This is a genomic window from Photobacterium lutimaris (assembly GCF_003025555.1).
GTDB lineage: Bacteria > Pseudomonadota > Gammaproteobacteria > Enterobacterales > Vibrionaceae > Photobacterium > Photobacterium lutimaris.
Window position 1 is genome coordinate 201729 of record NZ_PYMH01000008.1, and the last position, 21709, is coordinate 223437.

The following is a 21709-nucleotide window of genomic DNA, read 5'->3' on the forward strand; positions in this document are numbered from 1 at the left end:
TTAATCGAGCATTGTATTAATACCCTTTTCACCGCGGTAGAGCACTCGGTCATTACCTCGGTAGGCGCCGAAGGTCACAGTCGAGTGCGGACTCTCGTCACCTTTACCACGCCAGTCGAAGGTCAGCCATGGCTGATAATTGCGCTGGCCGCTGGAAGGTCCACCTTCACAGCGGATCTCAGGCTCATTATCTATCGCTTGAGGCGTATCGCTAATCACTTTCTGCCAAAAACGTACCTGTTCACGGTAAATCAATCGATTACCATCACTCCCCTTCACCTCGGTAGGAACCGCAACAAACTCGCCGGAGCGAATCTCCCCTGATTCTACATTTCCTGACCCTTGAGTGTACGAGGCGCTTGTCACGGCAGTGTCAGACTGGGAAAGAATTTGTTTGCACGCCAGCTTGCCGTCGAATACAGCACGGCTGTCTTGCTTGTTAGTCACAAAGTCAAAACCATCCCAGTATTCGACGCGAAGCGGTATCGACAATTCACTGTCAAAGCGGCCAGAGCCATCATCCAGTGCCATGCGGCCATAGCGGATATCAGGGTGAGTGCGCCAGATTTGAATCGAATCTCGTTTAGCACTCTCCTCCAACACCACGTCATCATTAAGGGCTAAATAGGCCCAGTCGATTGGATCGCTGGCAGGAACAACTTTCAACCCCATACGGGTGTTCATGCCATCAAAAGGGCCATCTTGCTGACTGGTTCGAGGCTGGGTACCACGGTGTCCCACCGTGTAATCGCGAACAACGGTAAAGTTTGGATCGGTGATCGCCACTTGCGATGTCAGATCTTGAGCGGCACTCGGTGCCCATGCCGTCCCGGCCCAAGACCACACATAGGGGCTCCCTTTACGCGAGGCATATTCAAGACGTTGATCCCGCTCGACAACCTCATCGGCTTGGGTGCTGTCTATTACCACTAACTCCAACCCTGCTTTATATTTAGGTTTGGCAACACCTTGTTCAAACAACCAATAATTCTTTACCGCATTACCTGCTTTCCCCTGTCCGCCATCGGCAAAAGCTCCGACAGTGAAGTCAAAGGCAAACGGCTGATCCATATAAGCAAATTCTCTTTGCCCTGACGGGTATTGCAAATCATCACGGATGAGTTTGAGGTACTTAGGGTAAAAACGACCAACATCACGATAACCTGCATTAATATCCATACCGAGGTAGTTATTTTGGCTATCAGCTGACAAGCGAATACTACCAACGTCATCCCACTGCAAACTATATGGCTGGGTCTTTAGCAAGGTATTGGCCTTCGCAGTACCGCCCGCCAAGTTGCCTTCCACTGCCCGTTTATCAGCAGGGGTTTGACGTTTATGGCTCAGTGCCACCAAAGCCGCAGGGGCCTTAGATTTAAAGAAGTTTTCGGTGATCAATCGGTTGTGGCACATGGTGCTGCTATCTACCGCAGGTTGTATACCTGATGCAGCAACATTGTCACCCTGCTGCCAAATAACAGGCTTAACCAGAGTGTGAAATGTTTCACCTGCAGCATTAAAGCCTTGGCCACTATTGGCATCGCCACTCGCCTGCTCGATATTCGGAGTACCAGACTGACACAAGGCAAAGGTATAAGGACGACTATGAACCAATACCGATCCCGTTAGCCCTTGCCAATCTGCAGGCAACGACTTACTTCCCGAAGACTGACCACCAATAGCCCCTAAATCACAGCGGTCCTTGGTGCACTTGGGATCTGACAAGATCAACGTCATCTCACCAGCATCGTCGTATTTGACGGGCACATTACTGGCGACACCATTGACGAACGTAAACAGCCCTTGAGAGCCTTGCCATGTCACCCTGTCATTACCTGCGGTGCTTCGCAGCATAACGTTGTCATTACGGCTATTGCTGGTCGAAGGCTTGTCATATTCGGTGTTGATATTAAGTGTCTTGCTACCGGTGTATTCAGCAATAACAGCATTTCCGCTATCACAAGCCATTGCCTTCACCGTGATTTTCGCCGGTCTGCCAGCCACTAACTGCAACGGGTTAGCGGTAATAACAAAGCCCCCCGGCAAAAATTGGTACTGACCAACAGCAGGATTGCCACTGAGCCCCTCAATGGTCGCCGTTAGCTCGAGTTCACCGAGGTAGTCACTCTTGAACCATATCCGCTTACGATTATTATCAAGCGGACTGACCGGCACCGTAAAAGGGACTCCATCTTGAAAAGGCTGGCCGTAATGACTCCCTTCCAGCTTCGTGGTCGACCAAACCCCGGAAGCCGACTGTCCGGTCTTAGCCGTTATACTGACCGTAATATCGCCACCGAAAGCCTCGCCCGAGCCGTTATCCGGTGCCAACGAGAACAACACCTCCTGGCTCTCGCACAACATGTTCTGCTGCCACTTAGGCGTCAGGTCGAGGGAAAAATCCGGCGTCGTCTCAAAACACGAGCTCTTGCCGTTGATAACGGCGGTGGAATTGTATTTGCTGCTGTTCATGTCCAGCCGTGCTGCGGTAACCGCACCGGTGATCGACGTCACCTCACAGTCCCCCTCCCACTGGCAGAGACCGCCGGCAATCGTCACTTTGGCCTCGGAATACACCAAGCCGGTGATGGAGCTTCCCTTACTCAGGTAGACATTAGCGATATCGATATCGCCCTGGCCATGCGCGTAGATCTCTAGCCGGTCCGGCTCGCCGTTCGCCGGTCCGACCGAAGAAGAGTCGGCAGCATTGAGGTTCTTGGTATGGATCACCACGTTGCCATGGGTCACGATCCGGCTACCGGAGCTAATACGCATAGTTTCGAACCAGTAGGTACCGCTGTAGAGGTGCAGCGTCACCCCATCGTTAAGATCCAACAGGCGGATCCGCTCTCCGGCACCATTGCGAAGCTCCTCGGCATCGGCGGATGCCCTCCCCATGTAGAAGGTGCCGTACTCTTCGAGCGTATTGTCGCGATAGTAATCGGGAGCATATTGCCCAGCCTCAACAAAATCCCCCAGATCGGGCTTGGTCGCCCAGCGATCCGGCTGGTTATAGCCAGGGTAGTTACACGCTTCGCCGTCACAGGCCGTGTCGGTCCCATTCGAGGTCGCCTTGAACCAGAGATAGTGCCGGCCGCCCTCTTTGTAGGTACCGTTGATCAGGGCCATGTGGTGCAGCTTGGCGTGGTAGTTACTTTGATTGGTCCAGGTCTGGGCCGGCCCCGGAAAAACATCACAGGTTTGCTCGCTGACCTTACGCTGGAAAGCCATAAAACCGATGTTCTCACTCAGGTGCTTGCGCTCAACGCTGTTATATTTGCTCTCGTTGATATCCTCATCATTGACAAAGCTTACCCGGTGGCTGTTACTGCCGGACTCTTCCAACCGGCACAGGCGGATCCAACCCCCGTTGTTGCCCTTGCGCGAGTTTTTCGAGGCAATGATAAACGGGAACTCGGAAAATCCGGCCGGGACCGGGACAGTAGCGGCACACTGGCGCAACACCGGCTCGGTGACCTGATCGAACTTCTTTAAACCGTTAACCAAGGTATTCAGCGTTGCCCCCGCCCCCATAGCAAACTGGAGTCCTTTATAACTACCCCGCCCCTCGGCAACGATATACGCCACCTTTTGTGCGTCACCATTGTAGTGGTTGCTGTGGGCCAACTCGGAGCGCTCCAAGGCCAGGAACACCCGGTTAAGATCCGGTTCAACCGCAGTCACGGCGGGCGTGATCCAGTTGCTTCTTTGGCCCAGGTCAGTCCGCCCGTCGCCCTGCAGGCTGACCAATATCCCTGGATTGTTGAAGGCCGGGTCAAAATTGACCGGCGAAGATATCTGCTGCAGGTTGTCTTTATTGACCGGCTTGCCCCCTACCAGATAGCGGCTGATCTCCACGGTACCGGCTTGAATCCGTCCCTTGTCGCCAAGGTTCAGCGTACCGGGCTCAATGGCAAAATAGCGCACCTTCTGCATCGGCACCGTTTCGAGGCAAAAGTTTTCCTTGTTATTAGGAGAGCAGTGTTGGCCAACCGGCTTGAGCGTGATCCCATCGCGCCTCGGCGCAATGTACTGGCGGAACGTCGCACCGGTTTCGCTGACATCGACCAGGCGCAGCGTCGACGGGGCATCCCGGCCGCGGCCTTCCTCGATAGTCGGCATCAAAAACACTAAAGGCTTAGTGGTAAATGGCTGATCGAATTTAATTTCACAGCTTTTTTCTGCCTCAGAACCGATACAGTGGGTGAGACCTTGAGCCGATAACTGGTATTCACCAAAACGGAATTCCAACGCTGAAGCCGGAAAAGCTGTTGCCAGCATCAATAGCCAAAGGCAATATTTTATGGCCCTCATGGTAATGCAATCTCCAAATCCTTCGCCCACACTTCTTGGGTACGGGTCGTTGTAAACTGTCCATTACCGCAAGTTGCCGTGCTTTCTAATTGATACTTATTGGCTGGCTGGCCGTTTTCTTTGTAACTTTGGGTTTTACAGCTGACCTGTAACGTCTGGCACGAAAACAGCTCTGCTTGTGTATTAAAATCATACATTTGGTTACAGGCTTGAGGGTCTGATGCGGTCTGCCCGAGCGGAAATAATTTACTCAACACAATTTCGTTACCGGAGTGGACAGCGTACCAAGCCCGGGTCGAGAACACTTCGCGGGCCGTGGTATCTTGTCCTGACCAGTCAATACGGATCATCGCAGCGGCAAAGGCCCCCATCACGGTAATAATAAAGAGTGACACGACTAGCGCGCTACCGCGCTGCCTGCTATAAAACATTGATCACCTGCACTGTGTGTTCGTAGCTGAAGCGTTCACCTGTCCGGCCATCTTGGAATGCCAAGTTAATGTGGACCATGCTGTTGTTTTCCAGTCCTTTACCACTCACCGCAACATCAAAGCCTGACACCTGTTCTGCTATTACTGCACTGCTGTTACCAGACTTACGCCTCAGTACGTTGGCCTCCAAACAGAAAGATACAGGTTGGCCGTAGGCGTAAGCACGATTAGCCGGGGAGCGGTTATCGAGCGGGGCGATGACATTGACCAACACCGTTCCATTACCATCTGGCCCGGCATTGACGCGGTTGATTTTAAAAGCTTGTGCGGCATATTCCGCGGCATTTCCCAGCCCTGCGGCGAGAGCCAATTGGTCACTGCCGGTTATTGTCTGCCACTGCTCAGCCGTACCGATAGTAGGCACTAACTCAATATTCATCATACGAGCATTACCTAGGGTAAAGCCGGCCAAATGAATCGGATAAAAACTCACGCAGTTTCCCGTTGAGGCAAGGCTATTGGGCGCGGCATGGCGAATTTCTCGGGTCATTTTCTCGAGGGCAAAGCGCGCTTGGGACTGGACACGGTCACGACTGACCGTACTGATATAGCCTTCGGCGCCCAGTTGGAGGTAGCTGCCTATCGCCAGCGAAATAATGCCGAGGATCACCAAAGCGATCACCATTTCCATCAGCGAGAAGCCCTGATTTTTCTTGATCACAACAGTTTTATTCATCACAACAGTCTGCCCCATCAGTAGTTACTCCGATAGGCAACAAAATCGAGCTTACCGTAGTGGCCGGTATCGACCTCGACCACTACGCGCTTGTGCTGATGGGGATAAGTCGAGCTTTGCGGATCTGCGCTATTGAAGCGATTGTCATAACTGACATTCACCGTTACGGTCATATTCTTATAGGTGTTTGTTTCAGCCACAGACTCACCAGTGAGGTTTTCTATCGCCCCGCGCCAAGGAAACTGATTATGGCTATAACGGTCATAACAAAGTGATAAATCGCCCCAACAGCCATGAAAATCATCGACATCATTGGCAATAGCCACCACCAATCCTTTCCCTGCCGGCAGCGAGCTGCCCGGCACCACGTAGTCGAAGTACTCACTCGCTTTATCTATCGGCCATACGCCATTCTCGTCGGGCTCACTGCAGGTATAGGTTGTTCCCTCATGGGTTTCACCGCAGCGCACCACGCTATCGCCGAACGGGTCTGAGTGTTCATCAAACTTGCGCGAAAGAATTTCATTAAGAAAAGCATTACCGATAGCCGCCGCTCGGGCTTGGTAATAAGGTGTTGCCGAACGCTCGACCTGCGGGAATAAAAAACTGGTCAGGGTCACCATGGCAATCCCTAAAATCACTATGGTGATGATCCCTTCAATCAAGGTAAAGCCGCCCTGCTGACGAAGCGAATTAGGCAATCGCGGTGAGCGAGAAAATAGGGATTTAGAGGGTACAGTCATTGATAAACCCCTCACTGTTAATGCATAAGTTCGCTTGTTCGCCATTGCGAGAAGTAATGGTCACCTGACAATTTGAGGCGGTACAGATGCGCTGCAATTGCTGATGTTGTACGACTGAAGGGCGACCGAGCATATCGAAATAAATAGCTGCTGAAGTGTGTGAATTTGCGCCATCAAAAAAGGCGAACTTAACCATATCGTTCTCAAAAGTCAGCTTGCGAGTCGAGTGGCTATTGCTAGCACAATTTTCAGAGCCAAACTCTGTGGTGCTTATCTGAAGGGCAAGGCAGCTATTTGGGTTGGCTGGGGTTACCGGGCTATTCATTCCCACCAACTGAATTTGACGGGCGATGGAAATGGCTTGATCACGGGCTAATACAGCATCAAACCCGCTGCGGCCAAACAGGCGCGAGGCGGCCGTCACACTGATTATGCCAATCAGCACGATAACAATGATGAGTTCGATAAGCGTAAAGCCGGCGTTTTTTGCGTAGCTTTTTCCGGAATACAGTCGGGGCATGGGTCACCCGGGAAGTTATTGTTAGTCTCTATTTATTCAGGGCCATAATCGAGATTATTACCCTGAATAAATAGCGCTCCGAAGAGCGCTGTTTATTAGTTTGAAGTAGTACAACCATTAGCAGTCACAACTTTAGTTGTGGCAGCAGCTGATGAAGTCGCAGCTTTATAATGTACGTAACAACCCTTATCGTTTCGAGCCTTAAAGGTATATGCAATACCGTCATCCTCACCTTCGACAAGCTTATCACTTTCAACAACTTTCCAGTCTTCCTTCAAGCCATTAACTGCAGCTTCAAGCGCTGCTGATGTCGCTGCTGGGTAACCATAAACAAGCGCAATACCCTCAACGTTTTGTCCTGAGTCTGCAGCTTCTTTACCTTGAATTGCAGCTTTACCAAAAGTAATACCTGCTGCACCGTCGATAGCTCCTTTTAGACCCTGAAGCGAAGAGTTTCGCGCATCATCTTGCAGGTTCAAAAAACGTGGTGCTGCTGTCACGGCAAGAATACCCAGAATGACAATAACCACAACCATTTCAATTAGCGTAAAACCGCCTTGACGTTTCATAGTACTTCTCCAAATACAACTTATTATTGAATGTTAACGACAACGGAGCCTTCATTAGGCTTATAGGTAAAAGAGTGTGCTGATGTTATTTGAGCCACTCCACCAGCATTGTTTGTAACTGATGCCAACTGGAAATAAGTACAGGCAGCATTATTACCACTAGAATCTTTGCGAGCCGCATATTGGTAGTTGCCGTCTAGGATACTCCCATCATCAATCTCAGCGACTTGCGGTGGGTTTTGCATTAACTGCTCGAACAAAACCTTACATTCGGTATTATCCAAGCCACCAATTGTTGCACTGTTATCTTGACCAAAGTGAATAGGGTAACCGACGCGTACACCACTTTGCTCTGCCGTCAGCATGAACGTCGAACCGTCGTAGCTCACGCTATTCACTTTTTCATTATTAATAATTGCCGCAGGACGACCATTCGCTTCCCACTGAGCGCGCGCAGAAAGAACAGCTGTCGCGTAACTACCCGCCACACCCTCAATTTGTGCTTTCTTCGCTTCATCGGTGACGTTCAGGAATCGCGGTAGTGCAGCTACAGCTAACAGGCCAACCACGATAATGACGATCACCAACTCCACCAACGAAAAACCGGCTTGTTTTTTCATCTTTACTCACCCTTTTTTTGTTTTTGTAATGTTGTTTTGTCAAATCGACGTCACCATTATTCGGGCAGCGTCAAAAAACCGTTGGTGTGTATTGTCTCATTTTCATAAAATAATGCTAGCCATTTTCCGTCAGTAATTTGGAAATAACACGAATTATAACGCTCTGATCTCACTTTCTTTTTATCGATAAGGGTTATGTAATCGATCGATGCCTGTCGTGAAGACAATAAGTCCCACATTTCTGCGCAGTCAATATGCTCATTACGTATGATTATCGGCCACCCATAACGGGTAAATGAATATTCGATACCGTTGGTTTGAGAGTGGCTTGGTTTATTTTCAAGCTCCCACTGCTGGCGTATTGCCGATGCACTGCGGCTCATGGTTTGTGCCAATAATTTGACCCGGGCCTGCTCCGCCCCTTCGTTGACCTTGTGCCATTGCACAAGCAACATCCAGAGCAGCAAGAAAATGACTCCGCACCAAAAAAACCAGCGCACATGACCGTCGGACTTAAGGCTAGACACCGCGCGCCACATCGAGCAGGCTCCACATTGGCAGGAAGATGCCCAGTGCCAAGATCAGCACCATAATCGCCACTATAAACAACAAGATAGGTTCGATACGGGCGGTCAGCGTCTTGAGATCGTAATCGACCTCGCGATCGTAAAAGTCCGACACTTCAAGTAAGAGAACATCGACCTGACCGGTCTCCTCACCGACGGCAATCATCTGCAGTACCAAAGGGGTAAAGACCCCCGACTGGCGAGCCATTGCGGCAATGCTGCTACCGCTCTCGATACCGTTTTTCATCTCTATCAGGCGGTTTTCCAGGTAGTTATTGCCAAGCGATTCCGCCGACATCTGGATCGCCTGATTGAGCGGTACCCCGGCACGTATCATTAGTGCGAAAGTTCGGGAAAAACGCGATAGCTGGGCACGATTGATAATATCGCCCACAATTGGCACTTTTAACCGGAATTTATCCCACTGCTCACCACCGGCAGGTGTTTGACGCCACACCTTAAGACCAATCCAACTCACAATGATCGCCCCAAGCATCAAAGGCCAGTAGTGAACAAACACATTCGAGGTGGCAATCAAAATACGGGTCGGCAACGGCAGCTCAACCCCGAAGCGGCTGAACATCGAGGCAAACTGCGGGATCACTTTGATGTTCAATACCGACATCGCCAGAGTGATCGCGATAAGCACGAAAGTCGGGTAACGCATCGCCGACTTGATCCGCCGACGCGTTTCCATTTCCTGTTCAAAGTACTGCGCCAACTGGAGCAAGGTCTCGTCCAAGCGACCGGTATTTTCGCCGACACTGATCATCGACACGAACAGTTCAGAGAACACCCTTGGGTGGGCTTTCATTGACGCCGACAATGACTTGCCGTTGGTCAGCTCGACCACCACCGCATCCAAGGTGTCTCGCATCAAAGGATGGCTGGCACTCTGGCCCAAACCACGCACCGCTCGGAGCAAGGGCACGCCAGCTTTGGTCAGGCTGTATAACTGGCGGCAGAAAATCACCAATACCTCAAGCGGGATCCGGTTTTTGAACAGGTGTTCCAAGTCGATCCCACCGGATTTCGCTTTGCCTTCGCGAATTTCGAGCGGAATGATGCCCTGGCGCATCAGAATATCTGCGGCTGCGTCTTGCGACGCGGCGTCAAGCTGCCCGCGCTTGATGTCACCTTGGCTGCTTCGGCCGCGGTAGTTAAATACTGCCATGATCCTTTCCTGCTAACCGTTACACTACGTAACTGTTGTGTTCGTCGCCCTCACCGAGCAACAACACTTCATCCAGACTGGTCACCCCTTGCTGCGCCAACTCTATCGCTGACTCAATCAACGGTTTGTAACCCGGTGACTGGCGGGCGGTCTGACTAAACAGCACGGCATCGCCCCCGCGCAGCGCATCCATCATGTCTGGTTGCATCTCCAATAGCTCGAACACACCAATACGGCCACGGTAACCGGTAAAGTTACAGGTCTGGCAGCCGCGTCCTTTACGGAATGTGGCGTCACCCAAATGCGGGAACCTCGCCATCAACCACTGCTGTTTGGCCGGTTCAAGATCATGCTCAGTCGCGCAATCTTTGCATACCCGCCGGACTAAACGCTGGGCCAATACCGCCCGTACTGCACTTGCTACAAGATACCCCGGCGCTTCCATATCGATCATGCGCAGGGCACTGTCTATCGCATCGTTGGTGTGCAGCGTTGACAGCACCAAGTGACCGGTCAGGGCGGAGCGCAAACCGATTTCAACGGTTTCCTGATCTCGCATCTCCCCCACAAGGATGATATCGGGATCCTGGCGCAGGAAGGTACGCAGAATCGACGAGAAGTTCAGGCCAATCTTGCTGTTAACCTGCACCTGATTGACTCGCGGCAAGCGGTACTCGACCGGGTCTTCGGCGGTGATCAGCTTCTTGCCCGGCTGGTTGAGCTCGCTCAGTGCGCCATACAGGGTGGTGGTCTTACCCGAGCCGGTCGGGCCGGTGACCAAAATCATCCCGTGCGGCCTGCGCAACTGGCGGCGCAAGCGCTGCAAGATGTCATCGGGCATACCGATTTGCTCGAGGCTGAGGATCCCTGCCGACTGGTTGAGCAAACGCATCACGACCGATTCGCCGTGCTGGACCGGCATGGTCGAAAGACGGACATCGACCGACTGGCCGCGCACCGATAGGTTGAAGCGGCCATCTTGTGGCAAGCGCTTTTCGGAAATATCCAAGCTGGCCATCAGCTTGAGGCGCAGTACCAAGGCCGATGCAACACCGGACTCTTTAAGCAGGGTTTCATGCAGCACGCCATCAATACGCTGGCGGATCCGCAGCACATCGCTATCGGGCTCGATATGGATATCCGACGCTCCCACCTGGATAGCATCTTCAAACAGCGAGTTGATCAGCTTGACGACGGTGACTTCATCATTGTCGTTATCGTCCAGACCAAAGGAATAGTCGGAATGGTGCTGGTGTTCGGCCTGCAGCTGCTCGGCAAAAGAAACAATTTCTTGGGTACGGCGGTAGTAGCGGTCAAAGGCCGTGATTAACTGGCGCTCAGAGGCAATCACCAACTCGATACGATACTGTCCCAGCTGATCATACACCGCTTCTTGTGCGGCCAAATCTGCCGGATCACTCATGGCAACCCGTACCATGCCATCCTGCTCGCTGAGCACCAGAGCTCGCAAACGGCGGGCATGGACCTCAGCCAGCAAGGCGACCGCATTGGTATCAATGGTCAAACGGTTAAGGTCGACCAGCGGAATATCAAGCTGGCGAGAAAGGAACTGCAGCATCTGCTGCTCGCTCAGAAAGCCTAGGCTGATCAGGGTATCACCCAGCTTACGGCCGGTAGATTGCTGGTTGTCCAGCGCCTGACCGAGCATGTCAGGAGAGACAATGCCTTCTTCTATCAGCAGATCGCCAAGGCGTTTACGTAATCGAAGTGCCATTATTACCCCTTCATACCGGCCAATACGGCCAGGCGTTGACGAATAAACCGTTGTGTCTCACCGGAGATCTGCCCCATACGCAATGCATGTTGGTAAGCTTCCTCGGCTTGATCCCGCTCTTGCCCACGCTCAAGCGCGATCCCGAGCCCCAGCCACCAGCGGCCGTCATAAGGCTCGGCTTTGACTAGGTTCTGATAGCTACTCAGTGCCAAGTCATTCTGGTTAAGCTGCTGGGCCAATGCTCCGCGCATCGCCAAATAGCCGCTATGGGTGTGGCTTGGTAACTGACTCAGGACATTCAGTGCCGCCTGCTGCTGCGACTCATTGACCAACAACTTGGCCATGGTCAAACGTAAATCCGGTTGGCTAGCATCCAAAGACAACCCTTGCTGCAAGGTCGCTATCGCACGGCGGGTTTCACCACGGCCGTAATACAGCGCCGCTAACTTCTGGCGTGCAGTGATCCATTCAGGCTGGTATTTGACGGCCGATTCCAAGTAGCCAATCGCCTTACGGCTATCCCCTTGCTTGAGGGCTTTTTCTGCCTTACTGTATTCAATCTGGGCCAGTTGGCCTGCATCAAGCTCAACGGTTTCGATCATCAAGCTTTCATCACCGTCCATCATATCTACGCCGCCGATTTGATGGGTTTGACCGGCGGTAGGTTCTGACGCTGCAGGCTTTCTCGCAACTGACTGAGTCGCAGTCGGTTTAGGCGCTACGGATTTAGGCGCAACCGGCTTTGATGCTTCAGCTTTTAGTGCTTTCGTCTTTACTGCAGGGACGGGGGCCTCTTTCAGAGGCTGAACCGGAGCCGGTTTGGTATCGGCTTTGGCTACCACTTCGGCATCGGCCTTAGGCGCCGCTTCGACAATGGGTTTCGATTCAGCCCGCGCAAGATCAGGCTGCTCAGCAGGCTTTTCTGCCACAACGGGAGCCTCAGCAGCCACTGGCGCGGGAGCGGCTTCCACCGGCGCAACCGGATTGACCGCCATCACCACCTCACCAACCGGATCATCACTCGCCCACAGCTGCCAGCCGCCAATACCGATCACGATACCCAGGCTCAGTACGCCAAGCGTTGCCCAAGGTGTTAGGTTTGTTTGCTTTACGGGCTTAATCGTTGCGGGCTTTATCTCACTGCGCGAGATAGCCGGCTCTTGGCCTTGGCCCTGCTGACGGCTTAACGCACTCAGTTTTTTATTCAGTTCACTCATCGGCTATTGCCATCCCCACAGTACCGGGTATGTCCATTTCGGCTGGCGCGCACCCAAGGTATCGCGGATCGCCACGAGTACCTCATTGCGCTCAACCATCAATTTGTTTTCGCTGTATGCGGCGATCAACGCCTTGTGACACAGCTGGTTAATGAGTCGCGGTATGCCGCCACTCGCTTGCCAAACCGCCTTGCCCTGTGGCAAGGCAAACAACTCGCGTTCGATACCTGCGGTGTGTAAGCGGTGTTCGATATACGCTAGCGTCTCGGCTAAATTCAACGGCCTTAATTCACAGCGGAACGTGATCCGCTGGCGGAACTGGCGTAACTCGTGTCTGGCAAGCTGCTTATCGAGTTCGGGCTGCCCCAACAGCACAATATGCAGCAGCTTTTCTTGCTCGGTTTCCAGGTTGCCCAACAGCCGAATTGCCTCCAGGGCATCATCCGGCAGTGCCTGAGCCTCATCAATCAACACCACCACGGTTTTGCCCACCGCTTTACGTGCCAACAGCGCTTGCTGCAACCTGTCGGCCAGTAAGCTGTTATCGCCTTCGCTTGCCAGTCCCAATTCACGAGACAACGCGATTCGCAGTGCCACGCCACTCTCTGCTGGTGTCGGCAAGTAAGCCAACTCAAAATGCTCAGGCAACTGATTGATCAGCATCCGACAAACCACGGTTTTGCCCGTACCCACTTCGCCGGCAATCTGGATGATCCCCTCGCCCATCCCCAGCGCGGCCAAGGTGGTATCGATCGCTTCCAAGTGCGGAGGCAAGGCATGGAAAAAGTGGGTATTGGGTGTCAGGCCAAAAGGCGCTGACACCATACCGAAATGCTCGAGGTACATGGTTTAGCCCTCTTCGGGGAACCACTCGTTGATCAGGGCGCGGGAGCGCTCCACTTCCTGCTGCCAGGTCTGCTCGCCGACAACCGTCGGTTTAAGCAAGATCACCAACTCAGTTTTGGTTTGCAGCTTATTCACGTTGCGGAACAGATGGCCCAGCATTGGAATATCACCCAGCAGTGGCACTTTAGAAACTTGATCCGTCGTCGCTGATTTCATCAAACCACCAATCACCACCACATCACCGGAGCGAGCGTGGATCACCGAATCCGACTCTCGAATAGAGCTCTTCGCTAGAGGTAGCTGATAAGTACCAAAGGTATCCCCCAGCGCAATGTCGCGAATCTCGGTTTCAACATCGATAACCGCAGGGTGAACGTGCAGTAAGACCCCACCTCCATCGCCAATTTGCGGGGTAACATCCAAAGAGATCCCGGAGAAGAACGGTGTCAGTTGGATATCCGGAGATGCGGTTCCACCATCACTATTGACCTCACCACCCGATATATCGGTGACAAAATACTGATCGCTACCCACTTTGATCACCGCTTTCTGGTTATTGGCGGCGGTGACTCTCGGGCTGGACAGCACGTTCAGATCGCCTTGGGTATCAAGGAAGCTCAGTACCGCATCGAAGTTGCCGTCCGAGATGGTAATGTTGGTCTGCCCGCCAAGCAGCGCAGCAATAGGATCGGCCCCTGGCAAGGTCGGAATATTACCGCTCGAAATATCGCCGCGGCCGAAAATAATATCTGTACCGCCAATCGACTTGGTGATGTTGCTCCAATTGATACCTTGCTGGTAGCCGTCACTCAACGTCACTTCCATAATTTTGGCTTCAAGCACCACCTGGCGCTTGAGGCGCTGCTGGGAGATGCCAAGGAATTCTTTCACTTCTCGCAGCTCGTTCGGGTAAGCACGTACCGAAATCAAACTCGCCTGCGGCGAGACAACAATACTGCGACCCTGGCCACTGCCAATCATCGCTTGCACGGCTTTTTCGAGTTGCGCCCAGAAATCACTTTCTGACACCGTTTCGATGGTCGTACCGCCCGTTATGGTATTTGAGCTGTTGTTATTACTCTTATTGCTGCTGTTACTGCCAGAATTATTGCTAGAGCGGCCAGAGTTACCGGAATCACTATTGGTGATAGAACCGGTTGTCAGGGAGGTCAGGGACACGCCGCGGCGCTGTAGCTGAAGGTAATCGACCGGGATCACTTCGGTGCGCAAGGTGGCCGGGAAGACCTGGATAATGTTGCCCTTGCGGGTGGTGTTATAACCGTAAATGTCAGAAACCACAGACAACACTTCATCAAGCGTCACGTCACGCAGGGTCAGGGAAATACGGCCCTGAACCTCCGGGTGGATCACCATGTTAAATGGCGTGCCTTTGACTAGGCTGCCAAAAAAGGCTTTGGCATCGACATTGCGGGCATTGACCCGAAAGCGCTTTTCAAGCACTGACTGGCTGGCATAATCCATTCCATCAAGGCCCGGCATCAAATCATCGCTGACCGCCGTCGGCAAATCCATCAGTGGCCGGCTGTTGGCTTCGTTAGCGGCCTGATTTAGGGCGCTTTTCATTTCCACCGGATCACGGTGTCCCATATTGGTCGAGCATCCTGCCAGGGAAGCCATGACAACGGCTATTATTAATCCACGCATGTTTACCACTTCTTGTTCTACTCTGACTTTATGTTATCGGCGAACATTTCCAGTCGCCACTGCCGACCGCCCCGCTGCAGGATGACAAAATCATCCGTCACTTGGCTGAGGGTATAACCGCTGATCCGCCCACCGGTTCCGACCGACACACTGTTAAGGATGGCCCGGCATGCCTGACCATCCTGATCGCAAAATATGCCCTGCAATTCAGGTAGGCGCGCCCGTGATGAGGTTGCCTTGACCACCGGCGCCTGCCAGCCCAATGGCGCCGTGGGATCCTGCGCGGCCTGTGCCTGTGGCATCATCAACCATGCCACGGCCATCATAACTAATCTAACCACCAATAAAGTCCTCGCTAATACCGAGTGTGTAGACTTCCAACTTGATATCTGCCCAAGGGTAGTTATCCACTTGGTAGTCCATGCTGCGCCAGTAATACTGGACAGGCAACGCTTCTAGTTGCTCGAGGTAACGGATCAAATCGAAATAGCGGCCACGCAATGTCAGCCTGACCGGGTGGATGAAGTAGCCTTGATCTTCCCCACCAACCAGTTGGACTGGCGGCAGTGATTCAAGTGAAAGCAACTTGAGCTTGCGCGAATGCTGGAGCACTTGCTCCATCAGCGCCGACATCTGTACCGGGGTAACCAAGCTGGATACCCGGCCATCCAGCTGTGTATCCAAGTCGGTATTCTGCCGCTCTAGCTCGCTGATCTGCTCATCAATATCAGCGTCGGGATCCCCCTTGAGCTTACGCTCCATCACCAACAGCTGGTTAGTGTTCGTTACCAACGCGTTTTTCACTGATTGAAGCTGCCCCTTGGCGGCATCAATGGCTTTGACTTGCGGTTCGATAATAGCCACGAAGCCAACAAACAGCAGGGCTATCCAGCCCGACACGGCAATCAGCCATTTTTCGCGTTTGGTCAGCAGTTCAAATTTGTCACATAACCTCTGCCACTGGTTCATTGGCCGACTCCTTGCGTGACAGCCTGAGCGACTGGCTGACTACGCTCGGCCAGCAGCTTGAAGGTCACAATGTTTTGTTTGTTGCGGCCCAAGGACATCAATTTGAAGCGGCGATCCGACAGCGAAGGATATTGCTTAAACATCTGCAGCCACGCCGGAACCGCATCCGGTGTGCGCGCCAGCCCTTCGAGGTTAAGCTGCGGCCCTTTCACCCGCAGGTGCTGGACTGAAATATCACCACTGGCCGCGGCTGAAAGCTGCTGCATCATACTGGCATAACCCACTTGCAAACTGCTGTCATGTAAGGCTATTGCCTCAAGTGCTGCCCGCTTATCGGCAAGGTGCTGCTCCAACCCATTGGCAACATCGACTTTCAGCTGACTTGGCAAGTGCTGCGCCAGCGCCGCTTTGGCCCGTTCGACCTCGCCGGTTTTCTGTTGCAAGCGCTGCTGCTCTGAAGCCAGCGCCTGCTGCTGTTGGTAACCCTGCCAGCTAAACCAACCAGCCAGTGCAGCCAAAATAACGGTGATCGCCACCCAGCTCATGACAATATTGGGCAAGGTCATCAAATCGAATTTCGGCTTGAGGGCATCGCTGTAAAAGTTAATCCCCACATGCTCTGGTTCAATGACGGTACAATAGGCAACACGTACCGCATTGCTCGCCAAAGACGGGTGCGAAGGGGTGACAGGTGCAACCTTCACATTGAGACGCTGGCTCAGCGCTTGGGCCAATTCATCGTCATCATCGTCATCGCAAGATATCAATAGCTGGGTAATGGGCGCGTCGCGCAGTTGGGCGCTGAGAAAATCGAGCGAGCGCTGCAACTCCAGTGCTAACCCGTCAAGCTGCAAGCCTTTTTCCTGTGACGGGGTATCATCAGCGGCCAACAATGGCACACTAAAACCGCGCAGTTGACGCTGGAAGCACAACACCTGATGCTTGAAAGCGGATAATTGCAGGTTTGTTTTACCACGACGGTGCAGTACCAGTTGGCTGCGCTCAAACGCGGTTAACTGCCCCCACACCACCTCTTCGGCGGAAACAGACATCAACTCGCAACCGGCCTCTCGGCAGGCTTTTTCCAGCGGCTCAATCTGTTTTTTCTGGGTCGAGAATGCCTGAAGGCGATCTTTCAGCGGCGCGACAAAACCATCGGCCACCAACTCCATCGGCGATTCATTGACCAGCTCTTTGACCAAAAATGGCAAAGCCGTCGGGTACTCTTCCCGCGGTAACTCAGGCTTGTCTATCAGCATGCTTTGGTACAAGCCATGGCCAAGGACAAGACGGATATCAGCGCCTTTGAGCTGGTGCTTTTCAATCAGGGATTGAATTGCATTTGGCCAGCCGACAAGCCCGGTCACAGGCAGTTCATCGGTGATCCACGTTTTATTTTCCTGATAGACCAAGGCCACGGTATCGGCAAACAATGCCATCCCTGCAACAGGAGAATATGTCTTCTTCCTTAATAATTTCTTCACTATCATTTCAGGCTACTTGGCTTTAACAGGCTTATATCAGGAGATATGGAAAGGCTTTAACTATTTTGACCACGAGGTGTCAATATTTTGACCATTATAATGATAAATCTCATAATGAATAGTGATTTTTTGCTCTATCCGGTGTTTTTTCCAAACAATTTCCGTGAGTTATTATCTTGGCCAACATCTTGTTCGGCTGACACTTCAGGCGAAAAGTAGCGACCTTGACCACCATTAACGCCTAGTTGTTTGAGAACTTGCCACTCTTTGGCATTTTCAACACCAACCGCAATGACCTTAACATCAGAATCGGCACAGGCACCCAACATACTCCTGACGAATAGCTGGTTTTCTTGGCGAAGATTTATTTCGCGCACCAAGCTACGGTGCAATTTAATGTAATCAGCGCGGATATCCTTGATGTAGTGAGTACTGACAATCGTACGACCGGCCTGATCGACCACCAGCTGACAACCAAGTCCCACCAACATCCGGGTGACCGGACGCATGGCATCAAGGTGTTTAACCAATCCCCCTTCGGGAATTTCAAACGACAACCGGTTGAGTACCGTACGCGGGGTCTGCAGCATCTCATCCCGCAGCCATTTGACAAAGCTCTTCTCCAGTAAGGCTTCAACGCTGAGGTTGACAGAAATGGATTCAGTCACCGGTTCACTCTTGAGCATATGCAATGCTTTAGTCACCACGGATTTATCCATCCGAGCATTGAACCCCACTTGTTCGACAGCACTCAGAAAACGTGAGGCTTTGATCAGCATACCGTTCTCATCACGGATACGGGACAGCAGTTCACGGTGCAGCGGGCTGCCATCAACTAACTGTACCGGTTGCTGGTACAGTATCGGGCCACCGCTATTGAATATCGCATCCAGCAAGGTACGCCAGCGAACACTGCCGCGAGCATCTTCAAACTGCTGATCCTTTTTAAAGGCATACCAACTGTTGGTTCCCTGCAGCTGGGCACTGCGCAGAGCCATATCCGCTTCATCCATGATCCGGCCACGACGTTCACCGCTGGCGCAGAAAGTCACCCCGATATGGCACCAGTTATCTGGCTCCAGCGGCACTGGCGGTGACAGCCGGTCCAACGCATTCATCAACGCATTGCTGAACTGTTTGACCTCTTTCACCGACTGCTGGGGGAGCAAAATAGCAAACTCAGCATCGAAATAGCGTGACAATACCGTATCCGGGTAACGCTGGATCAGGTTCGACAAGATCCCCCCGACATCCTGAACCAGTTCATCGGCCTCAGCCTTGCCCTTGTCGGCCAGCAGCTCCTCCCAGTCGGTGATCCGGATAAGAATAACCGCCCCGTGGGTTTCCTGATCTTGCAACATCGATTGCAACCGGCTATCGAACAGCACCCGGTTCGCCGCCCCTGTCAGCTGATCGAGGAAAGTATGGGTACGGATAAAGGTATCGAACCGACTTCGCTCCTGACGGGCATCCTTGAGCTCGGCGATCATTTTATCTAGCGCAAGGCTCGCCGTTGCCGGCCACTCCCTTTCATCGCCCACTTCGTTCTCTTCGACCCGCCCGGCCAATATCAACCTGCCGCGCTGCTCAAGCCGTTCCGAGCCTTCCAGCTGGCGACGTAGCCAGTCCATGCCCCAGACCAGCCCCATGATGATGATCGCGATCGCCAAGCTGATCGACGACATCGCCCCTATCGAATAGGTAAACTCGGTGTAAGGCGGGATCGACTTCATGGTGACCGTAAAGCCTGGATTATGCTCGAGAGCGTAGCGACTTTCATGAAGGATGCTCGGATCGGAGAGCGGCTGCAGCCCTTGGAAGGAGTAAACAACGCCAGCGGTGCTGCCGACTTCTAGCTCAACCACATTACTGGCCTTGAGCAATTTCGGCAGCCAACGCGATATGGCCTGCGACCCTTGAGGATCCGCCAACTCCTGGTCGATAACGCCCACAACACCATCAAGATAGTGAGTGAGATAGTCCTGCCCTAACTTACGAAAACTCACCGCTCCGCCGATAAAAATGACGAAAATGGCACAAATCACAATTAACGTAACAAAGGCAACCAGACGGTTGGTTAAGCGCATCCCTGAAGCTTTTCTCATAAGCAGCCAAAAAAAATCAATGAGTCAAACAGATACATCGCCATTTCACATTTCTGCAAGGCGAAGCTACGGTGGTATATTGCAAGCAAAATACCATTCAATTAATCATACTGTCAGTGCTAAAGTCGACAAATTAACAATTTTGTAAAACCCGATAGGCACAGAAACAGTCTGAACCGAACATAAACTCATGGTAATGTAGGGAAAACGGCAATTTGGGCCCACCACCAGCGCGATAGGTTTTTTACGACATGGATTGGATCACCTGTACCAAAAGCTTTGTCACCGTGGTCGACCAGGGCTCCCTCGCCCAGGCCGCTACCAAGCTCAATACGTCCAGCTCTGCCCTGTCCAAGCGGTTAGCTTGGCTGGAAAAGCAGTTGGGTGTGCAGTTACTCAAACGCACCACCCGCAGCCTCACCATGACCGACGCCGGCCGCCTTTTCTATCAACGCAGTGCACGCTTGCTCGATGACTGGCATCAGATGCTGGCCGAAACCACTTCGACCTACGGTGAAGTCAGCGGGGTACTACGGATTGGTGCGCCGCTGGCCGTCGGCAGCCGTTTGCTGGTTAACTACTTGGCCGAATTTATTGAGGTCTACCCCAACATCCAGGTCGAACTCCATACCAACACTCCGGGCCAGCTGCCGGATCTCAACCTGGATGTGTTTATCAGCAGGGAGTTAACCGACTTCAACTCGTCGAGTTACATTGCGACCAAGCTGTTCAACTATAGCAATGGCTTCTACGCTTCTCCTTCGTACCTCGAAGGTAAGCCGCTGATTGAGAGCCCTGAGCAACTGACACAGCACAACTGCCTGATGTACGGCACCCACGGCCATGAACAGGAGCACCTGTTCGAAAACGATATCCGGTTACGGCTCAAGGGCAATTTTACTACCCAGAACCCCGAGGCCCTGGTTGCGGCGGCCGTTGCGGGGATGGGGATCATCCTATCGGGTGAGAACACGGTCAAAAGAGAACTGCTCAAGGGCCTTTTGGTACCGGTATTGCCTGAGCTGAAACAGCCCGTCAATTCAGCCTATGCCTATTACCCCAAACTTGACTACAACCATGTCAAAACCAAGCTGTTCATTGATTTCATCAAGGCCAAGTCCAACCCGGCTGAGGAAAATAGATAAATGACTTAGCTATCAATTACAACCGGCTGTGAAGTCACTCGAAAGGTATGGTTTTAAACCGACGGACCATTTACCAGACACCGGCACTCTCTTCTCTCAATGAGCTCTTGGCTTATAATTGGCGAAAGATCTAAAGAGACAGGATGTCGACCATGCAGCAACAAATTAGAAAATCAGACATGCAAGCTATTCTAGATTTGAATATGGATCTTGTGCATGTCAACAAAGATGAAGAGTTCAATGCGATTTTTGATGCCATGAGCAAGGTGATCCCATTTGATAAGGCCACATTGATTCATGTCTCATCAGCACCGCAGTCCAGCCAATCCTTATCGGCATTTGGATTGAAGGTCGTTAGCAAAAACATCTCTCGTGATAAGCAAAAAGAGTTGGCTGCACCTGAGTACTTGCTCAACAACCAGGATCTCTACTACGCGATCAACCAACAAGAGCCATTTTGGCTGAGTCACTCCGGGGAATGTGATTTCGGGATCCTTGGCCAAAACAACCTTATTGCCTCTTTTTCCTCGCCAAACAGCAGCAACAATACGGTATTGACCCTCGACTGCAGCCATAACGAAGCTTCTGAGGTTTTTTCCAAAATCGTCAAGTACCTGCTGCCCAGTTTCCATGAAGCGATCCGCCGCAGCCCCCATATCCTGGACGAACAGATCTCACCGCGGGAATACGATGTGCTGCAATGGATCAAGGAAGGAAAATCGACCTGGGAAATTAGCAAAATCCTGTCCATTTCCGAGCGAACCGTCAAATTCCATATCAAGAATCTGTGCCACAAACTCAACGCAACCAACCGAACCCACGCCTTGGCAAAGGCTATCCAGTTCCGGTTGATCGACTACTAAGCACCTC

The 21709-nt window shown here is 52.3% G+C and carries 19 protein-coding genes; 2 read left to right on the forward strand and 17 right to left on the reverse strand.

Translation table 11 applies throughout. The features are described 5' to 3' along the window. The 17 genes from C9I99_RS17155 to csrD form a co-directional block, all read right to left on the reverse strand. Entirely contained in the window at nucleotides 1-4314 is a 4314-nt protein-coding gene (locus tag C9I99_RS17155; protein WP_107350075.1) for a DUF6701 domain-containing protein, read from the reverse strand. Beyond that, a complete protein-coding gene (locus C9I99_RS17160) occupies nucleotides 4311-4745 on the reverse strand; it encodes an MshP protein (protein WP_107350076.1) in 435 nt (144 codons plus the stop codon). The genes C9I99_RS17155 and C9I99_RS17160 overlap by 4 nt, the downstream gene beginning before the upstream one ends. Next, complete coding sequence (locus tag C9I99_RS17165; protein ID WP_107350077.1) at nucleotides 4735-5499, reverse strand: PilW family protein; 765 nt, start codon at nucleotides 5497-5499, stop codon at nucleotides 4735-4737. Before C9I99_RS17165 ends, C9I99_RS17160 begins: the two co-directional genes overlap by 11 nt. Further along, on the reverse strand, nucleotides 5499-6224 hold the full coding sequence (locus C9I99_RS17170; RefSeq protein ID WP_107350078.1) for a type IV pilus modification PilV family protein: 726 nt from the start codon (nucleotides 6222-6224) through the stop codon (nucleotides 5499-5501). The genes C9I99_RS17165 and C9I99_RS17170 overlap by 1 nt, the downstream gene beginning before the upstream one ends. Then, on the reverse strand, nucleotides 6208-6744 hold the full coding sequence (locus C9I99_RS17175; RefSeq protein WP_107350079.1) for a prepilin-type N-terminal cleavage/methylation domain-containing protein: 537 nt from the start codon (nucleotides 6742-6744) through the stop codon (nucleotides 6208-6210). The genes C9I99_RS17170 and C9I99_RS17175 overlap by 17 nt, the downstream gene beginning before the upstream one ends. A 95-nt stretch (nucleotides 6745-6839) precedes the next feature. Beyond that, nucleotides 6840-7313 carry a type II secretion system protein gene (locus C9I99_RS17180; protein WP_107350080.1) on the reverse strand — a complete coding sequence of 158 codons (474 nt, stop codon included), beginning with the start codon at nucleotides 7311-7313 and terminating at the stop codon, nucleotides 6840-6842. Nucleotides 7314-7336: 23 nt separating this feature from the next. Then, a complete protein-coding gene (locus C9I99_RS27570) occupies nucleotides 7337-7933 on the reverse strand; it encodes a prepilin-type N-terminal cleavage/methylation domain-containing protein (RefSeq protein WP_107350081.1) in 597 nt (198 codons plus the stop codon). Nucleotides 7934-7989: 56 nt separating this feature from the next. Then, nucleotides 7990-8472, reverse strand: coding sequence for a hypothetical protein (locus C9I99_RS17190; protein ID WP_243734637.1), 483 nt, complete (start codon nucleotides 8470-8472; stop codon nucleotides 7990-7992). Next, the gene (locus tag C9I99_RS17195; protein ID WP_107350082.1) at nucleotides 8453-9673 is read right to left on the reverse strand and encodes a type II secretion system F family protein; all 1221 of its coding nucleotides are present in this window, start codon (nucleotides 9671-9673) and stop codon (nucleotides 8453-8455) included. Before C9I99_RS17195 ends, C9I99_RS17190 begins: the two co-directional genes overlap by 20 nt. Nucleotides 9674-9692: 19 nt before the next feature. Further along, on the reverse strand, nucleotides 9693-11408 hold the full coding sequence (locus C9I99_RS17200) for a GspE/PulE family protein (protein ID WP_107350083.1): 1716 nt from the start codon (nucleotides 11406-11408) through the stop codon (nucleotides 9693-9695). Nucleotides 11409-11410: 2 nt separating this feature from the next. After that, a complete protein-coding gene (locus C9I99_RS17205; protein ID WP_107350084.1) occupies nucleotides 11411-12625 on the reverse strand; it encodes a tetratricopeptide repeat protein in 1215 nt (404 codons plus the stop codon). Between the two features lie 3 nt (nucleotides 12626-12628). Continuing rightward, entirely contained in the window at nucleotides 12629-13471 is an 843-nt protein-coding gene (locus C9I99_RS17210; protein ID WP_107350085.1) for an ExeA family protein, read from the reverse strand. Between the two features lie 3 nt (nucleotides 13472-13474). Then, a complete protein-coding gene (mshL, locus tag C9I99_RS17215; protein WP_107350086.1) occupies nucleotides 13475-15136 on the reverse strand; it encodes a pilus (MSHA type) biogenesis protein MshL in 1662 nt (553 codons plus the stop codon). A 17-nt stretch (nucleotides 15137-15153) separates the two neighbouring features. Further along, nucleotides 15154-15477 (reverse strand): MSHA biogenesis protein MshK, encoded by a 324-nt coding sequence (locus tag C9I99_RS17220; RefSeq protein WP_243734638.1) that lies wholly within the window; start codon nucleotides 15475-15477, stop codon nucleotides 15154-15156. Continuing rightward, the gene (gene gspM, locus C9I99_RS17225; protein ID WP_107350088.1) at nucleotides 15470-16105 is read right to left on the reverse strand and encodes a type II secretion system protein GspM; all 636 of its coding nucleotides are present in this window, start codon (nucleotides 16103-16105) and stop codon (nucleotides 15470-15472) included. The genes C9I99_RS17220 and gspM overlap by 8 nt, the downstream gene beginning before the upstream one ends. Beyond that, on the reverse strand, nucleotides 16102-17595 hold the full coding sequence (locus C9I99_RS17230) for a PilN domain-containing protein (protein ID WP_107350089.1): 1494 nt from the start codon (nucleotides 17593-17595) through the stop codon (nucleotides 16102-16104). Before C9I99_RS17230 ends, gspM begins: the two co-directional genes overlap by 4 nt. A gap of 128 nt (nucleotides 17596-17723) precedes the next feature. Then, a complete protein-coding gene (csrD, locus tag C9I99_RS17235) occupies nucleotides 17724-19694 on the reverse strand; it encodes an RNase E specificity factor CsrD (protein ID WP_107350090.1) in 1971 nt (656 codons plus the stop codon). A gap of 251 nt (nucleotides 19695-19945) precedes the next feature. On the opposite strand from csrD, the gene C9I99_RS17240 reads away from it, so the two are divergent. Beyond that, nucleotides 19946-20839, forward strand: coding sequence for a LysR family transcriptional regulator (locus C9I99_RS17240; RefSeq protein WP_107350091.1), 894 nt, complete (start codon nucleotides 19946-19948; stop codon nucleotides 20837-20839). 152 nt (nucleotides 20840-20991) lie between these two features. Next, nucleotides 20992-21702: a response regulator transcription factor gene (locus C9I99_RS17245; RefSeq protein WP_166645474.1), complete on the forward strand. Its 711-nt coding sequence runs from the start codon at nucleotides 20992-20994 to the stop codon at nucleotides 21700-21702. Nucleotides 21703-21709: the final 7 nt, after the last annotated feature.

Bases quoted from the DNA above. Each gene is read 5' to 3' on its own strand.
- C9I99_RS17155 (WP_107350075.1), bottom strand. From the start codon at position 4,314: ATGAGGGCCATAAAATATTGCCTTTGGCTATTGATGCTGGCAACAGCT.
- C9I99_RS17160 (WP_107350076.1), bottom strand. From the start codon at position 4,745: ATGTTTTATAGCAGGCAGCGCGGTAGCGCGCTAGTCGTGTCACTCTTT.
- C9I99_RS17165 (WP_107350077.1), bottom strand. From the start codon at position 5,499: ATGGGGCAGACTGTTGTGATGAATAAAACTGTTGTGATCAAGAAAAAT.
- C9I99_RS17170 (WP_107350078.1), bottom strand. From the start codon at position 6,224: ATGACTGTACCCTCTAAATCCCTATTTTCTCGCTCACCGCGATTGCCT.
- C9I99_RS17175 (WP_107350079.1), bottom strand. From the start codon at position 6,744: ATGCCCCGACTGTATTCCGGAAAAAGCTACGCAAAAAACGCCGGCTTT.
- C9I99_RS17180 (WP_107350080.1), bottom strand. From the start codon at position 7,313: ATGAAACGTCAAGGCGGTTTTACGCTAATTGAAATGGTTGTGGTTATT.
- C9I99_RS27570 (WP_107350081.1), bottom strand. From the start codon at position 7,933: ATGAAAAAACAAGCCGGTTTTTCGTTGGTGGAGTTGGTGATCGTCATT.
- C9I99_RS17190 (WP_243734637.1), bottom strand. From the start codon at position 8,472: ATGTGGCGCGCGGTGTCTAGCCTTAAGTCCGACGGTCATGTGCGCTGG.
- C9I99_RS17195 (WP_107350082.1), bottom strand. From the start codon at position 9,673: ATGGCAGTATTTAACTACCGCGGCCGAAGCAGCCAAGGTGACATCAAG.
- C9I99_RS17200 (WP_107350083.1), bottom strand. From the start codon at position 11,408: ATGGCACTTCGATTACGTAAACGCCTTGGCGATCTGCTGATAGAAGAA.
- C9I99_RS17205 (WP_107350084.1), bottom strand. From the start codon at position 12,625: ATGAGTGAACTGAATAAAAAACTGAGTGCGTTAAGCCGTCAGCAGGGC.
- C9I99_RS17210 (WP_107350085.1), bottom strand. From the start codon at position 13,471: ATGTACCTCGAGCATTTCGGTATGGTGTCAGCGCCTTTTGGCCTGACA.
- mshL (WP_107350086.1), bottom strand. From the start codon at position 15,136: ATGCGTGGATTAATAATAGCCGTTGTCATGGCTTCCCTGGCAGGATGC.
- gspM (WP_107350088.1), bottom strand. From the start codon at position 16,105: ATGAACCAGTGGCAGAGGTTATGTGACAAATTTGAACTGCTGACCAAA.
- C9I99_RS17230 (WP_107350089.1), bottom strand. From the start codon at position 17,595: ATGATAGTGAAGAAATTATTAAGGAAGAAGACATATTCTCCTGTTGCA.
- csrD (WP_107350090.1), bottom strand. From the start codon at position 19,694: ATGAGAAAAGCTTCAGGGATGCGCTTAACCAACCGTCTGGTTGCCTTT.
- C9I99_RS17240 (WP_107350091.1), top strand. From the start codon at position 19,946: ATGGATTGGATCACCTGTACCAAAAGCTTTGTCACCGTGGTCGACCAG.
- C9I99_RS17245 (WP_166645474.1), top strand. From the start codon at position 20,992: ATGCAGCAACAAATTAGAAAATCAGACATGCAAGCTATTCTAGATTTG.